This is a genomic window from Asanoa ishikariensis (genome assembly GCF_900107455.1).
Classification (GTDB): domain Bacteria; phylum Actinomycetota; class Actinomycetes; order Mycobacteriales; family Micromonosporaceae; genus Asanoa; species Asanoa ishikariensis.
This window is the reverse complement of the sequence record NZ_FNQB01000001.1, coordinates 2496074-2510100: the sequence shown is the minus strand read 5'-3', so window position 1 is coordinate 2510100 and position 14027 is coordinate 2496074. Positions and strand designations below refer to the sequence as shown.

The following is a 14027-nucleotide window of genomic DNA, read 5'->3' as shown; positions in this document are numbered from 1 at the left end:
CAACGTACGACAATGTCGCCGAGCCCGCAGATCAGCGCAGGTGTGAGGTGTCGTTGACCGTGCGGACCGCGACCCCGCCGTCCGGCCAGGTGTCCACCGTGGACACACCCGCCGGGTCGAGGTAGAGCCGGTGCAGGAAACCCGGCCCGCCCGCCAGCGCGTCCTGGAGGATCAGTTTGATGGGTGAGACGTGGGAGACCACGACCACCGCGCTCGACGGGTACGTCGCCTGCAACGCCGAGGTGGCTCGCCGGGCTCGGGTCGCGACCGCGGCGAACGACTCGCCTCCGGGTGGCGCGACCGACGGGTCGGCCAGCCACGCGTCGAGCTCGGCTGCCCACCCGGCGCGGACCTCCGCGAAGGTGAGGCCCTCCCAGGACCCGAAGTCGCACTCGATCAGGTCGTCGTCGATCCGGATCGGGACGCCGCCGAGCTCGCGGGCGATCGCCTCCGCCGTTGAGCGGCAGCGGGCCAGCGGCGAGCTGACCACCGCGACCGCGTCCGGGGCGCGGGCCGCGACCTGGACGCCGGCCGCCGTTGCCTGCGCCTCGCCGACCGTCGACAGCGGGATGTCTCCCCGGCCCGAGTAGCGGCCCTGTGACGTGAACGCCGTCTCGCCGTGCCGGACCAGGAGCATCCGGGTCGCGCCCTCCAGCGGGCGTGGCTCCCACGACCGGGGGGCCGAGGCCGCCGCCGGCTCGGCGGATGACACCGGCGCGATGCCGGCCGCCGCGTCCATGGCGGCGTTGGCCAGGGCGTCCGCGTGGGTGTTGCGGTCCCGCGGCACCCAGGTGAAGGTGACCTTGTCGAACCGGCTGACCAGGGAGGCCGCCTCCGCCGCGAGCGGGCGCAGGCCGGCGTTCTTGATCTGCCAGCGGCCGGACATCTGCTCGACCACGAGCTTCGAGTCCATCCGGATGTCGGCCTCGACCGCGCCGAGGTCGGCCGCGGCCCGCAGGCCGGCGATCAGGCCCCGGTACTCCGCGACGTTGTTGGTCGCGATGCCCAGCGCCTCGGAGCGTTCGACCAGCACCGAACCGGACGGCGAGCGGACAACCGCGCCATAGCCGGCAGGGCCCGGGTTGCCGCGCGCGCCGCCGTCGGCCTCGATGACGACGCGGGTGGGCGCACTCACAGGCCGGACTCCTGGGTGCGGACCATGATCCGGCGGCATTCCTCGCAGCGGACCACGTCGTCCGCCGGGGCGGCCTTGATCCGGCCGAGGTCGGCGCCGAACAGCTCGATCCGGCAGCCTCCGCAGCGGCCGTGGGTCAGCAGGGCCGCGCCGAGCCCGCCCGACGACTCGCGGACCTTGTCGTACAGGCTGAGCAGGTCGGCCGGGATGTCGCCCGCGATCGGCCCGCGGGCGGAGATCCGGGACTGCTCGTCCGCGTCGATCTCGGCCAGCAACTGGTCGCGGCGGACCTCGGTATCGCCGCGCTTGCCGCGGGTGGCCTCCAGCCGGCCGAGCACCTCGTCGAGGGAGGCCTGAGCGGTCTCCCGCTGCTCCATCAGCTCGAGCTCGCTGTCCTCCAGCTCAGACTGGCGGCGGGTCAGCGAGACCAGCTCGTGCTGGATCGCCTCCAGTTCGCGGGCCGGGCCGCTGCCCATGGTCAGCCGGGCCTGGTCACGGTCCTTGCGGGCGCGGACCTGCTCGACGTCCTTTTCCATCCGGGCGATGTCGCGGTCGAGGTCGTCGACGCCCACCTGGGCGCGGACCCGCTCGTCCTCGAGCGCCGAGAGCTCTCGGGCCAGGCCTTCCAGCTCCCCGTTCTCCGGCAGCGTCCGGCGCCGGTGTGCGATCTGGGCCAGCGCGGTGTCGATCGCCTGGAGGTCGAGCAGCCGGCGCTGCGCCTTTGGTTCGGCCTTCACGGAAGCGGCTCCTTCGACGGGGAAAAACGGGCGGACGTCGCGTGCAGCGTCCAGGGGTCGGTGTCGAGGTCCGAGACCAGGACGTCGACCTCCAGCGTGGCACGCAAGTAGGTGGCGAGGTCGTCGAGCCACGGGCGCTCGGTCGCCCAGTGTGCCGCGTCCAGCAGCGCGGGGCCACCTCCGGCGACCGCCTCGCTGGCCGGGTGGTGGCGGAGGTCGGCGGTGAGATAGGCGTCGACGCCCGCGGCGGCGGCCGCGGCCAGGAAGGAATCGCCGGCGCCGCCACAGACGGCCACCGTCTCGATCACCCGGTCGGGGTCGCCGGCGGCCCGGACACCCCAGGCGGTAGGCGGGAGCACGGCAGCGGCCTGGGCGGTGAGCGCCGACAGCGGCCGGGGCACCGGCAGCCGGCCGATCCGGCCCGTCCCCACCGCGACGTCATGACCCGAGGGCACCAGCGGGCGCAGGTCGACCAGCCCGAGGCGGCCGGCGAGGGCGTCCGAGACGCCGGGCGAGGCCACGTCGGCGTTGGTGTGCGCGGTGAACAGAGCCACGTCGTTCTTGACGAGATCGTGGACGATCCGTCCTTTGTAGGTGGTCGTCGCGACCGAGGAGACACCGCGCATCAGCAGCGGATGGTGGGCGACGATCAGGTCGGCGCCGGCGGAGAGGGCCTCGGCGACGGTCTCCGGGACGGCGTCGACCACGCACAGCACGCGGGTCACCGACGCGGAAGGATCACCCACGACCAGACCGACCCGGTCCCACTCTTCCGCCCATGCGGGCGGATAACGGTCGTCGAGCGCCGCGACCGCCGTCGCCAGTGTCGTGCTCATCGGCGCAGATCTTACCGGTGGCTCATCGAGCTCAAACGGTCGAAGGTCAGGGACAGCATGACTCGGGTCCGTCGTGGGCACGACCGTCGCTCCCGCCAGAGTCCGCTCCGCTGCGCTGCGCTTCGGCCTCCGCGGCTGGTCGCTCAGGAGAACCGCAGAGACACGTGGTGGTCGCCACCCAGACGAGTGTCGAGCGCGTCCAGAGCCAACTGCCAGGGGAACACGTCGACCAGGTCGCCCCCGGTGCCTGGCGGGTGCAGCGGGAGGACCTCGTCGCCGAAGAGAACCGTGATGCCCCAGGAGCGGAGCCGGTCCATCGACTCGCGGAACGCGGGATGGGCGCCCATCGCGGCGTTCGTGAACGGCATCGCGACGATCGGCAGGCCCTTGCCCTGGGCTTCGACCACCAGGCCGAGGGCGAGCGTGTCGGCGATGCCGACGGCCCACTTGTTGACCGTGTTGACCGTGGCGGGCGCCACCACGATGGCGTCCGCCGCCGGCAGCACGTCGGGGTCGCCGGGATTCTTGTAGAACGACCGCACGGGATGGCCGGTCAGCCCGGCCAGGGCCGCGACGTCGACGAACTTGCGGCCGTCAGGCGTGGTGACGACACAGACGTCCCAACCGCGCTGTTTCGCCAGGTCGACCAGTCGGCCGACGCCGCGGGAGACGGGCGAGCCGCAGCAGATCGCGTAGAGGACCCCTCTCATACCACCACTAAACTCCGACGCCCATATGCTCCGCCAGTTCGGCGACCGCCGGCGGTGGCGTGCCTCTGGTGCGGCGCAGGACGTCGGACATGACCTCGTGGGCGATCGGGCGGCAGCGGATCTCCGACGGGGCGAGCCGGTCGCCCTCGAGGAGCATCTCGCTGGCCTTCTCGACGTCACCCATCTGCGCGAAGCCCCGGGCGATGTCGAGCATGTGGTGGGCCCGGCGCTCGGGCAGCAGGCTGTTGAAGCCCGCCTGGTCGATGTTCTCGTGGACCTCGACCGCGGCGCGGCCCTCGCCGAGCTCGACGGCGGCGGCCGCCCGGTGCAGCTTGACGTTGGTCGGGCCGAAGCAGGTCCAGTAGTGGTTGTGGTCCGCGCCCATCTCGGCGGCGGCCTCCTCGGCCCCGTTGAGCAGGTCGCGCACGGTGGCGCCGTCGCCGATCCGGGCCGAGGCCATGGCGCCCTGGAGCAGCAGCATGCCGTACACCGAGAGCCGTGCCGGTGTGCTCTCGTTGGTGCCGCCGGGCGCCAGCCGATTGGCGATGTTGACGTTGACCTCGAGGGCCGGACGGGCCCGGCCGAGTGCGAGCAGCGCGCTGCCCACCCGGTGGGTGGCGATCCCCGCCAGCAGCGGGTCACCGGCCCGTTGGGAGACGGCGATCGAGCGGTCGGCGGCGAGCCAGGCCAGCTCGTGCTCGCCCAGCTTGCGCAGGGACGAGGAGGCGATCTGATAGACCTGCCCGAGCAGGTGCGCCGCGTCGTGCGCGTCACCACTTCCGGCGTACGCCGTGTCGGCCGACTGTGCGTCCCGCAGCAGCTTGGGCAGGGCCCGGGCGAGCACGCCGTACTTCGCGTGCTGGAAGGTCAGCCAGGCGTGGCTGACGGCCTTCTTCATCTCGGTCAGCGGCTGCGGGTTCGGCGTGGTGTCGAAGAACGCGCTGATCGAGTCGTAGCGCTCCAGCGCCGCGCGGATCTCCTCGACCTCGACCTGGTCGATGCAGTTGATCGCGTCGGGCCGGCGCTCCGGGTCCTTGCCCAGCAGGAGTTGCACGTCCAACTGGAGGACGTCGGCGATCTCGTAGACCACCGAGAACTTGTCTAGCCGGCGGACACCTCGCTCGACCTTGTCGACCCAGCTCTTCGACTTGCCCAGCCGGTCGGCGAAAACCTGCTGTGACATGCGCCGGCGCGCGCGCCAGTAAGCGACGCGGCGGCCGATGGGAAGCTCATCCATGTCCGTCCTCCCCCCTCGCTCGTTCAGGGGCTGTCTGATTCGGGGCTTGCTGGGCGGTGTTGCGGATATCACCCGTTTGTGCCGATCGCACATCGAGTGCGTTCCCCGTCACAGCTGCACTCGTAGTTTTCGATTGCAAGTTGCATTCAGCTATCTGTCAAACGCAACGACCGCGTGTTGATCCGAGATACGGCGCCGATCGCCTGCTAAGGCGAGTCGACCCCACACGTAGGGAGTTTCTGACCATGCGGTGGAATATCCGACCACCATTCGCCCGAGTCGCGATGCGCCGATCGGCGCTGCGCTACGCCGATCATCACTGGGATGTGGTGCCCGGCGCGTGGCTCGACGGCGGCCGGTTCTCGTGCGAGCGGCCGGGCTGCCCGACGTCGAGCTGCCACCCGGCGGTCGAGGGCTGGGAGCGGCAGGCCAGCGCGGACCCGTCCAGAGTGGAGCAGTGGTGGAGCCAGCGGGCACACGCGGTGCTGCTGGCCACCGGCCGGGCCTTCGACGTGCTCGAGGTGCCCAACACGCTGGGCGGCCGGGTGCTGGCCGCGGCGCGGCTGCACGCCGGCGTGCTCGGCCCCGGGCGCTTCCAGGTGCGCGGGCCCGTGGCCGCCACCCCGCTCGGCCGGTGGATGTTCCTGGTCCGCCCGGGTGACCCGCTGCGGCCCGAGCTCGAGACCTCGCTCGACGTGGTGCGACACGGCCACGGCTCGTGGGTGCCCGCCCCGCCGACCCGGCTGCCCGAGGGCGCCGTGCGCTGGGTGATCGCCCCGGAAGAGGTCGCCTGGAGCCTGCCGGATTCCTACGCGGTGCAGCGGATGATCGTGGACTCGTTGTTCACCCGGCTCGGCTCGATGCCACACCTGCCCCGCCAACTGTCGACCGCGCGCCGCGCCGCCTGACCGGCTTCCCGGGATCCGCGAATCGCGGATCCCGTCGGCGAGACTGCCGAAGATCCCGTCAACAGGACGCGCGAACCCGCACGTCCGGTGTGCTGACCGGTCGTTGATGCAGGTGGCGGCCCACATGGGGGCGCGGCGGGGAGGGGCGCTCATGCTAGGTGACAAGGTAACGGTGGTGTCCGCCGAGGTCGACCCCCTGAACGGCGGAAGTCGATGCCAACGATGGGCCGGCACGCGTCCCTCGGGATCGCGGCCGAACGGATCTCGCCCGAACGGGTCACGACCCGCGGGTACCCACCGTCCGATCAGGCGCTGACCATACACGAGTTACCATGGTAGTTGTCTTAAGCTACCGACGATAGGGCGGAAGAACTGAGCTTGCGTCCCTCGTCGGTGACGACAACACAGGCATAACCGACGATCCCGCCCAGCCACCGCACACCGGCCGTGCCCATCGCGAGCGCGGCGGTCGCGTACGCGTCGGCGGTGCCAAGATCGGCACCGACCACGGTGACCGACCGCAGCCCCGTCGCCGGGCGCCCGGTGTGCGGGTCGACGACGTGGTGACCGCGCTCGTAGACGCCGGACGTGGCGATGGCCAGGTCCGACCCGGAGACCACGTGGCAGGTCGCCGAGGCGTTCCACGGATGCCGGATGCCGACCCGCCAGGGCCGGCCCGCCGGCGACTGCCCGCGGACCCGCACGTCCCCACCGGCGTTCACACAGTGGTCGACCGCGCCCGCGGCCAGCAGCCGGTCCGAGGCGACCTGCACGGACCAACCCTTCACGAAGCCCGAAGGGTCGAGCCGGCCGGAGGCGTACCCGTCGAAGTAGCCGTCGGTCTCCCGCCACAGGTCGGCGCAGCGGTCGAGCACCGTGCGCAGCTCGGCCGAGGCGTCCGGCAGCCCGAGCTCGCCCCGATCGAACCGGCACACCTCGCTGTCGGCCTTGAACGTGCTGAACCTGGCGTCGACCTCGTCGAACCAGGCGAAGACCTCGTCGAGCAGCGCGGCCGAGCCGCCGGACGCGATCTCGACGCTGATCACCGTGCCCATGCACTCACGGACGCGGAACTCAGTCACGCTCGCCCTTCTTCATCCGGTCGATGGCCTTCCGGAGCGACTCCTTGTAGGCCTCACTGGTCTCGGTCGCGCCGGAGACGGTGTCAAGGTCGGCGCCCTGCTCCCGCACCGCCTCGTCACCCAGTTGCGACTCGACCTGCGCGCTGAGCTGGTCCGAACGCGCCTCCTGGTCGGGCATCTCCAATGTGCGCACGTTGACGATCCGGTTGCCGTCGAGCTCCAGGACGACCTGGACGGCGCCGTACGGGTTCTCCACCCGCGGCCCGACCACCTTGTTGGACTTCGGTGCGGCCGGGGGCGGCGCGGCGGCCGTGTTGTTCTTGCCGGGCTTGGGCTTGGCGGTGGTCTTCTTGGCGACCGGCGCCTTGCTGGCCGGGGCGGAGGGGTCGGGTGAGCCCGGAGTGCCAGCCGACGACGACGGCGTAGGGCCGGCGTTGGCCGCCGCCACCGTGTCCGGCGCGGCACCGGCACCACCCTTGACCACGACCAGCAACGAGGTGCCGGCGGCAAGACCGGCGACCGCCAGCACGGCACGGCGCACGAGAAGCTCCTAGAGTTCGAAGGCGGCGAGGTGGATCTTCTTGCGCGGCACGCCGGACCGCCGCACGATCTTGTGCGCCGACTCGACGAACCCCGGCGGGCCGCAGAGCCAGACGTCCCGGCCGGCCAGGTCGGGCACGAGCCGGCGGAGGCCGTTGGGGCTCATCACCTGGCGCGGCCCGGGGTCGGTGCGGGCACCGATCACGTACCAGACGTCGAGATCGCGCGCCCGGGCCAGCCAGTCGATCTCCCGTTGCAGCACCACGTCGGCGGGAGTGCTGGCCCGGTAGATCAGTGTCGCGCCGGGCGGCAACTCCTCCAGCATCGCCCGGATCGGCGTGATGCCGATGCCGCCGGCGATCAGCAACGAGCGCTGCGCGGTGCGCTGCGCGGCGGTGAACGAGCCACGCGGGCCGATCGCCCACACGCGGCCACCGGAGTCGAGCTCACTCAGCTCGCGGGTGTAGGCGCCGACCACCTTGACCGTCAGCCGCAGCCACCGGCCGTTCTTGGCGGCCGAGACCGAGAACGGGTGCGACTGCCACCAGAGTCCGCGGCCCATGAACCGGAACCGGAACCACTGTCCACCCAGGAGCTTGAGGCGGTCGAGCCGGCGGCCGGTCAGGTAGATGGAGATGGTGTCCGGGCCCTCCGCGACCACGTCGGCCACCCGCAGGCGGTAGCGCAGGTTGAAGAACACGGGCGCGATCACCCGGCCGTACGCGAGGACGACCACGACGCCGACGTACGCGGCCAGCCAGCCGGTGCGTACGACGCCGGGCTGGAAAAGCTGTTGGCCCAACGAGAACTGGTGCCCGAAGGACAGGTAGAGCACCAGGTAGGTGGACATGTGCAGCCAGCGCCACAGCTCGTAAGGCATGGCGTTGCGGACAGCCCGGATCGAGAACAGCCCGACCGCGGTGAGGATGCCGGCGGACAGGAACGCGGTCAGCATGTCGGGCACGCCGGTGATCAGCACCCGGGCCTCGACCAGCGGGTTGAAGCCGTCGAGCGCGCCGTAGCCGACCAGGATCAGTGCCATGTGGCCCAGCACCGCGACGATCAGCGCGCCGCCGATGTCCCGGTGCCAGCGGGTCATCAGCTCCTCGCCGGCCAGCCGGTCGAGCAGCCGCAGCCGGCTCATCAGCAGCACCTGGACGAGCATCACGTAGCCCGCGACCAGGCCGACGATCCGACCTGCGGCCAGCGTCACCGCGCCGGTGTCGGACAGCGAGCCGGCCGGGGTGGCCAGCCACCACGGCAGCACGGCGAGCACCAGGCCCGCCCAGAAGAACAGCACCAGCACACGGCGGCCGGTGGCACCACGCCGCGCGGGAACGTTGGCGGGCACGGTCGCGGGGCGACCGTCGGACCGGGGCGGGGGGTCCCCGGTCCGACGGCGGCCCGCTACTACGGTGCCCGAAGGGTAGTCACGCAAAGAGCTTCACCGGGGCGTACTTCTGTCGGGGGAAGATCTTGTCCACCTCGGCGTTGGTCAGACCGAAGCGGCCCTGCGCGACGGCACCGTAGACGTTGAACATGTTGTTGTATTCCGGGACGTTGCCTCCGTCCAGCTTCTCGAGTCCGTCCCACCGGCCCAGCAGGTTGCCGGACAGCTTCTTGCCGGACAGCACGCAGATCACGCCGCCATGCCCGTGGTCGGTGCCGCTGCCGTTCTGGCTGACCCGGCGGCCGAACTCGCTGGACACCATCACGGTCACGTCGGCCGCGGCCGGGCCCAGGTCGTCGAAGAACGCGGCCATCGCGCCGGCGAGCTCGCCCATGTGGTTGAAGACGTAGCCGCCCTGGGTGCCCTGGTTCTCGTGGGTGTCCCAGCCACCCATCCCGATGGTGGCCACACGCACGTTCGCGCCGCCCTTGATGAGCTGGGCGAGCTGCCGGAAGGCGTTGCCGATGCCCTGGTACTCCACGCCCGCGCGCGGCTCGTAGCCGTCGGCGGCCAGCTTCTGCGCCAGGGTGAGCGCCGCGAGGCCCTCCTGCACCGACTCCTGCACCGGGTGGTTGATGCCGGTGAACAGGGTCTTGATCGCCTTGGCGGTGGCGTCCTTGAAGCGCTGGTCGCCGTTGAGGTTGAAGGAACCGACGCTGTTCAGCGCGATCGCGCCGTTGTTGCCGACCAGCGAACGCGGCAGCGTGCTGCCGATGCCGACGCTGCGGAACGCGGTGCCCGGCCCGAGCGCGTCGACGAGGCTGTCCAGCCAGCCCCGGCCGCCGGTCTCCCCCGGCAGGCCGCCGAGGTTGCAGGCGTCGGCGGCCTGGAAGTGGCTCAGCGACAGGCGCGGGTCGGTCACCGCCGGCACGAAGCCCAGTTGCCCGGCGTCCAGATATTTCTTCAGCGGCGCGAACGAGCCGCTGAGCCGGAACCCGCGCTGGAGCGCGATGCCGCCGTTCTCGGGGATGAGCTGGTCCGGGCGGACCTTGGCCAGCACCGGGTCGTCGGCCGGCGCGATCATGGCCAGGCCGTCCAGCCCGCCGTAGAGGAAGACGTGGATCAGCGTGCCGGTCTTGGTCGCCGCGAACGACGCCCGGGTCGAGATGAACTGCGTCGTGGCCAGTGCGGTGGCGGTCGCGGCCGCGCCCGTGACGAACCTCCGCCGGGTGACGCCGCGGCCGTCCTGCTGCGCCTCCTCCAGCTCGTTGAGGTCCTGCAGCCGGTCGCGCTCGGCCGTGTCCTCGGCCGTGACGGCCGCCGCTTCCGCGCGCAGCACGGCGTCGACCGGGTTGTCGGCCAGCCGCGCCAGGTCGGGGCAGTCCGGGTGGATCGGAAAAGTGGACACGCTGCTCTCCAAGGGACTCACCGGAGGTGGTGCTGCGGGGATGCGAGCAGCGCCCGCACGACGGACGTCAGCGCGCCGTTGAACGACGCGTCGACCTTGGTGTTGGCGGTGACGCCGGCGATGCTGAGGATCGCCGCCTTCTCCTTGGCGCTGAGCTTCTGGTGCACGAGGCGCTTGGACAGCGCGTCGACGTAGGCGCCGGCGGTGTCCGGCGGGTTCGCACCGGCGAAGCGCTCGGGCTTCAGGTACGAGAACATCCGGCGGTTGCCGTTGACGATGTCGAGCGCCTCGTTCCAGCCGTTGATCATTGTGCCGGCCGAGGTCCAGGCGACGAAGACGTCGGGGTAGCCGTTGGGCGTCGCCTGGCCGGTCGGGAACTGGCCGAGCTCGTCCATCTTGTTGCGGATCTGCCGCAGCCCCTCCGCGAACGGGGTGCGGTCGCGGTTGCCCTGCTGGAAGCCGGGGCTGGGAACGGGCGAGACGCCCAGCGTGCGGTACGTGGCGGTCAGGTACTCCATCGGCCGGCGCACCTTCTGGCCGACCGCGGCCCAGAACTCCGACGAGCTGAACATCGTCATCAGCACGGGCTTGATCGCACCGCTGTGCGTCAGGTAGGTCTTGGCCAGCCGGTCGATCAGCGACTTCGGCGGCGCGTCGGAGACGAACCGCGTGGCCAGGTTCATGGCGACGTAGCGCGCGGTCGACGGGTGCAGGCCGAGGAACCGGAAGTACGCGTCGCTCGCCGCCTCACCGCCGTCCGCGGTCGAGTTCGGGTGGCTGAAGCCCATGATCTTGACCGGCCCGACGTGGTGCCGCTCGGGCTGGTACACGTACTGGTCCTCGCGCACGCCCCGGCCGGTCTGCAGCAGCGCGGCCTGCTTGACGTCCTTCTCCGTGTAGCCGCCGTCGACGCCGACCGAGTACAGCTCCAGGTTCTCCCGGGCCAGGTTCTCGTTGACGTTGTCCTTCGAGGACTGGTTCTGGTTGAGGTAGATCAGCAGCGCCGGGTGGCGGTTGGCTGCCACCAGCATCTCCGGGTAGTTGCCGAGCGCGTGCTTGCGGATCACGTCCCGGTCGAAGCTCGACCGCACCATGTCGGAACCGTCGAAGAACGGCCCGACGTGCAGGAAGTCGTTCCAGAAGTCGACCATGACCTCGAAGAGCTGCCGCTCCGAGAAGATCATCCGACCGACCGCGGCGTCGACGACCTCCTGGTCGGCCTGGGTGCCCTTCTGGTTGAGCGCCTCCCGGTTGGCCCGGAGCTGCGGGATGGACATGGTCAGCGTGCTGAGCTCGGCGAGCTTGAGCTCGCCCGGGGTCGGCGCGATCTTGTCCGGCGCGAGCTGGGCCCGGATCCACCCGTCGATGCCGAGCCGGCGGATGTCACTGAGCACCTTGGGCGTCGGCCCGAACGTCGCCCGGCTGGCCAGGTGCCGGATCGGGTCCTTGGCGAGGACCGTCTTGACGGTCACCTTCGTGTTGGCCGCGGCGGCGCTCGGCGAGGAGTAGGCGCGCCCGGTGGCCGGAGCGTTCTTGCGTAGCTCGTTGCCGGCCCGCGAGCCCATGTAGGACTCGTTCTGCTCGGTGTAGGTGCGCACCTGGCTCGGCTGCTGCTGGGCCGGCGAGTTCGAGATCGCGTTGTTGAGCTGCTCGGCCGTGGTGTCCACCCCGCCGTCGCCGAGCAGCTTGTCGAGCAGGTCCTGGCCCTGCGAGGTGAAGCTCAGCGCGGCGCCGCCACCGGCCAGCGCGACCGCGCCACCGAGGGCCAGCAGCGCCCGCCGCCGTCCCTTGTCGGGGCCGGAGTCGTCCTCGTCCTCGTCGTAGATCTCCGGCAGCCCGGCGACCGAGTCGATGTCGACACCGCCGTCCGGCCCCACCCAGCGCGGCCCCCGCTGCTGCATGGTGGCGGGCCGCGACCGGTACCTGTCCGTGGTGGGGTGCGGCCGGCCGTCCCAACGGCCGTCGTCGCCCGGCCTGTCGGGCGGCGTGTTCCGGTTGGCCATGTGCGGTTCCCGCTTCTCGCGAGTGCGCCACGGTCGTCCGCGGCGGCGGTTGGGTGTCGAAGGGTCGTCACGGAAGCTAAGGCACGCGGATGGCCTGCTCAAGGGCTGTTTCGCGGCCCATGATCCAGTGACTTAAGGCGGTCCGGACCGCACCGGACCGGGCGGTCAGCGCAGCACGCTGCTTCGATGTCTGCCGGCGTCACCCACCGTGCCCCACCGGGCAACGTGCCTGGCAGCGGGCCTAATCAATCGGCACAGGAAAACTTAAGGGACGGCTAAGCCCAAATAATGTCCATCGGCAAGTAACTCGCCGCCGACGTCGTCGATCGGACCAGCCTCGCCGACCCCGCTCAGGCCGGCACCGCCACGGAGGCCAGCCGGGGCAGCAGGAACTCACCCACCCGGTAGGCCTCCTCGAGGTGCGGCCAGCCCGACAGGATGAACTCGTCGACGCCGAGGGCGGCGTACTCCCGGATCCGGTCGGCGACCTCGGCGTAGCTGCCCACCAGCGCGGTGCCGGCGCCCTCGCGGATCAGGCCGACGCCGGCCCACAAGTTCGGCGCGATCTCCAGGTCGGTCGAGTGTCCGTTGTGGAGGCCGGCCATCCGCTGCTGGCCGACCGAGTCCATCCGGGCGAACCGGGCCTGCGCGGCGGCGATCTGCTCGGGCTTCATCTGGGCCAGCAGCCGCCCGGTCTCGCCCCACGCCTCCTCGGAGGTGTCGCGGGCGATCACGTGCAACCGGATGCCGAGCCGGAGAGTGCGACCCTCCGCCGCGGCGGCCGCCCGGATCCGGTCGACCCGCGCGGCGATCGCGGCCGGCGGCTCGCCCCACATCAGGTAGACGTCGGCGTGCGCAGCTGCCACCTTCTCGGCCGCCGGAGAGGCGCCGCCGAAGTAGATCTCGGGCTGGGCGGCCAGCGGCTCCTCCAGGCCGCCACCCTCGACCCGGTAGTGCGTGCCGGCGAAGTCGAACGGGGCGCCCGCCCAGGAGCCGCGCAGCACGCGCAGGTACTCGGCGGTGCGGGCGTACCGCGCGTCGTGGTCCAGGAAGTCGCCGTAGCCGCGCTGCTCCTGCGGATCCCCACCGGTGACGGCGTTGAGCAGCAACCGGTCTCCGGTGAGCGCCTGGAACGCCTGGGTCTGCTGGGCGAAGACGGTCGGCAGCGTGAACCCGGGCCGGAACGCGACCAGCAGCTTGATCCGCTGGGTGTGCTGTGCGAGGGCGGTGCACACCACGAGCGGATCCGGGCAACCCGCGCCGACGGGCGTGAGCAGCGCGCCGAACCCGCTGTCCTCCGCGGCCCGGGCCACCTGGGTGAGATAGCCGAGAGTCGCCGCGCGCGCCGGACCTCGGCGGGGGTCGGTGCCGGTCGTCGTGGTCGCCGGGCGGACCTGGTGGCCGTCGCCGGTGGTGGGCAGGAACCAGTGGAAGCGCATGCGGTAATCCTATCGATTAAGTAGGGAATTGGTAATTCCCCGACCGCCTTGTGGACACCGGACGCCGCTGAAAGCGTCTGGTCGGTGAGGAGGTTGTGGATGACGTTCGAGGAGTACGTCGGCACGCGTGGCCCCGCGCTCGTGCGGTTGGCCCGGCTGCTGACGGGCGACCGCGACCGGGCCGACGATCTGGTGCAGGAGGTGTTGGGCCAGGCGTTCGTGCGGTGGCGGTCGATCAGCCGGATGGAGCGGCCCGAGGTCTACCTGCGGCGCATGCTCGTCAACGCCAACGCGTCGTGGTGGCGCAGGAGCGCGAACCACGAGCGACCGACTCCGCACGAGGCGATCGCCGACGCCGCCGACCGGCGCGGGCCGGTCCACGACGTCGGCACCGCGGTCGCCGAGTGGGACGCCCTGTGGCGACTGCTGCTGGAGCTGCCCCGACAACAGCGGGCGGTGCTGGCGCTGCGCTACTACGAGGACCTCGACGACGCGACCATCGCGACGATCCTGGGCTGCTCGGCGTCGACGGTGCGCACCCACGCGTTGCGCGCGACCCAGACGCTGCGGCAGACCCTGTTGAAGACGGAATGAGGGGCGGA

General features: G+C 71.4%; 13 protein-coding genes. 2 read left to right on the top strand and 11 right to left on the bottom strand.

The window, feature by feature from the left end; genetic code table 11:
* Nucleotides 1-31 precede the first annotated feature (31 nt).
* The 5 genes from BLV39_RS11875 to BLV39_RS11855 form a co-directional block, all read right to left on the bottom strand.
* Complete coding sequence (locus BLV39_RS11875) at nucleotides 32-1174, bottom strand: bifunctional RNase H/acid phosphatase (protein ID WP_090790174.1); 1143 nt, start codon at nucleotides 1172-1174, stop codon at nucleotides 32-34.
* Nucleotides 1132-1872, bottom strand: coding sequence for a zinc ribbon domain-containing protein (locus BLV39_RS11870; protein WP_090790172.1), 741 nt, complete (start codon nucleotides 1870-1872; stop codon nucleotides 1132-1134). Before BLV39_RS11870 ends, BLV39_RS11875 begins: the two co-directional genes overlap by 43 nt.
* Entirely contained in the window at nucleotides 1869-2708 is an 840-nt protein-coding gene (locus BLV39_RS11865; RefSeq protein ID WP_090790170.1) for a Nif3-like dinuclear metal center hexameric protein, read from the bottom strand. Before BLV39_RS11865 ends, BLV39_RS11870 begins: the two co-directional genes overlap by 4 nt.
* A gap of 143 nt (nucleotides 2709-2851) precedes the next feature.
* Nucleotides 2852-3418 (bottom strand): flavoprotein, encoded by a 567-nt coding sequence (locus tag BLV39_RS11860; RefSeq protein WP_090790168.1) that lies wholly within the window; start codon nucleotides 3416-3418, stop codon nucleotides 2852-2854.
* Nucleotides 3419-3425: 7 nt separating this feature from the next.
* On the bottom strand, nucleotides 3426-4655 hold the full coding sequence (locus BLV39_RS11855) for a helix-turn-helix domain-containing protein (protein ID WP_090790166.1): 1230 nt from the start codon (nucleotides 4653-4655) through the stop codon (nucleotides 3426-3428).
* A gap of 245 nt (nucleotides 4656-4900) precedes the next feature.
* Between BLV39_RS11855 and BLV39_RS11850 the strand changes: the two genes are divergently transcribed.
* Nucleotides 4901-5563 carry a bifunctional DNA primase/polymerase gene (locus BLV39_RS11850; protein WP_090790164.1) on the top strand — a complete coding sequence of 221 codons (663 nt, stop codon included), beginning with the start codon at nucleotides 4901-4903 and terminating at the stop codon, nucleotides 5561-5563.
* A gap of 344 nt (nucleotides 5564-5907) precedes the next feature.
* Here BLV39_RS11850 and BLV39_RS11845 read toward each other — a convergent pair whose 3' ends face one another.
* From BLV39_RS11845 to BLV39_RS11820, 6 genes are all read right to left on the bottom strand, one after another.
* Nucleotides 5908-6618 carry an FAD:protein FMN transferase gene (locus BLV39_RS11845; RefSeq protein ID WP_090791421.1) on the bottom strand — a complete coding sequence of 237 codons (711 nt, stop codon included), beginning with the start codon at nucleotides 6616-6618 and terminating at the stop codon, nucleotides 5908-5910.
* A gap of 19 nt (nucleotides 6619-6637) precedes the next feature.
* Nucleotides 6638-7186: an FMN-binding protein gene (locus BLV39_RS11840; RefSeq protein ID WP_090790162.1), complete on the bottom strand. Its 549-nt coding sequence runs from the start codon at nucleotides 7184-7186 to the stop codon at nucleotides 6638-6640.
* 9 nt (nucleotides 7187-7195) lie between these two features.
* Nucleotides 7196-8536 (bottom strand): ferredoxin reductase family protein, encoded by a 1341-nt coding sequence (locus BLV39_RS11835; protein WP_090790160.1) that lies wholly within the window; start codon nucleotides 8534-8536, stop codon nucleotides 7196-7198.
* 79 nt (nucleotides 8537-8615) lie between these two features.
* On the bottom strand, nucleotides 8616-9983 hold the full coding sequence (locus BLV39_RS11830) for a DUF1501 domain-containing protein (RefSeq protein WP_239083942.1): 1368 nt from the start codon (nucleotides 9981-9983) through the stop codon (nucleotides 8616-8618).
* 17 nt (nucleotides 9984-10000) lie between these two features.
* The gene (locus BLV39_RS11825; protein ID WP_090790155.1) at nucleotides 10001-11986 is read right to left on the bottom strand and encodes a DUF1800 domain-containing protein; all 1986 of its coding nucleotides are present in this window, start codon (nucleotides 11984-11986) and stop codon (nucleotides 10001-10003) included.
* A 350-nt stretch (nucleotides 11987-12336) separates the two neighbouring features.
* A complete protein-coding gene (locus BLV39_RS11820; RefSeq protein ID WP_090790153.1) occupies nucleotides 12337-13425 on the bottom strand; it encodes an LLM class flavin-dependent oxidoreductase in 1089 nt (362 codons plus the stop codon).
* A 99-nt stretch (nucleotides 13426-13524) separates the two neighbouring features.
* On the opposite strand from BLV39_RS11820, the gene BLV39_RS11815 reads away from it, so the two are divergent.
* Nucleotides 13525-14019 carry a SigE family RNA polymerase sigma factor gene (locus tag BLV39_RS11815; RefSeq protein WP_090790150.1) on the top strand — a complete coding sequence of 165 codons (495 nt, stop codon included), beginning with the start codon at nucleotides 13525-13527 and terminating at the stop codon, nucleotides 14017-14019.
* Nucleotides 14020-14027: the final 8 nt, after the last annotated feature.

Excerpts from the sequence above, each read along its gene's own strand:
- BLV39_RS11815 (WP_090790150.1), top strand. The coding sequence starts at position 13,525 with ATGACGTTCGAGGAGTACGTCGGCACGCGTGGCCCCGCGCTCGTGCGG.
- BLV39_RS11820 (WP_090790153.1), bottom strand. The coding sequence starts at position 13,425 with ATGCGCTTCCACTGGTTCCTGCCCACCACCGGCGACGGCCACCAGGTC.
- BLV39_RS11845 (WP_090791421.1), bottom strand. The coding sequence starts at position 6,618 with ATGGGCACGGTGATCAGCGTCGAGATCGCGTCCGGCGGCTCGGCCGCG.
- BLV39_RS11860 (WP_090790168.1), bottom strand. The coding sequence starts at position 3,418 with ATGAGAGGGGTCCTCTACGCGATCTGCTGCGGCTCGCCCGTCTCCCGC.
- BLV39_RS11875 (WP_090790174.1), bottom strand. The coding sequence starts at position 1,174 with ATGCCGCCGGATCATGGTCCGCACCCAGGAGTCCGGCCTGTGAGTGCG.
- BLV39_RS11850 (WP_090790164.1), top strand. The coding sequence starts at position 4,901 with ATGCGGTGGAATATCCGACCACCATTCGCCCGAGTCGCGATGCGCCGA.
- BLV39_RS11825 (WP_090790155.1), bottom strand. The coding sequence starts at position 11,986 with ATGGCCAACCGGAACACGCCGCCCGACAGGCCGGGCGACGACGGCCGT.
- BLV39_RS11865 (WP_090790170.1), bottom strand. The coding sequence starts at position 2,708 with ATGAGCACGACACTGGCGACGGCGGTCGCGGCGCTCGACGACCGTTAT.
- BLV39_RS11855 (WP_090790166.1), bottom strand. The coding sequence starts at position 4,655 with ATGGATGAGCTTCCCATCGGCCGCCGCGTCGCTTACTGGCGCGCGCGC.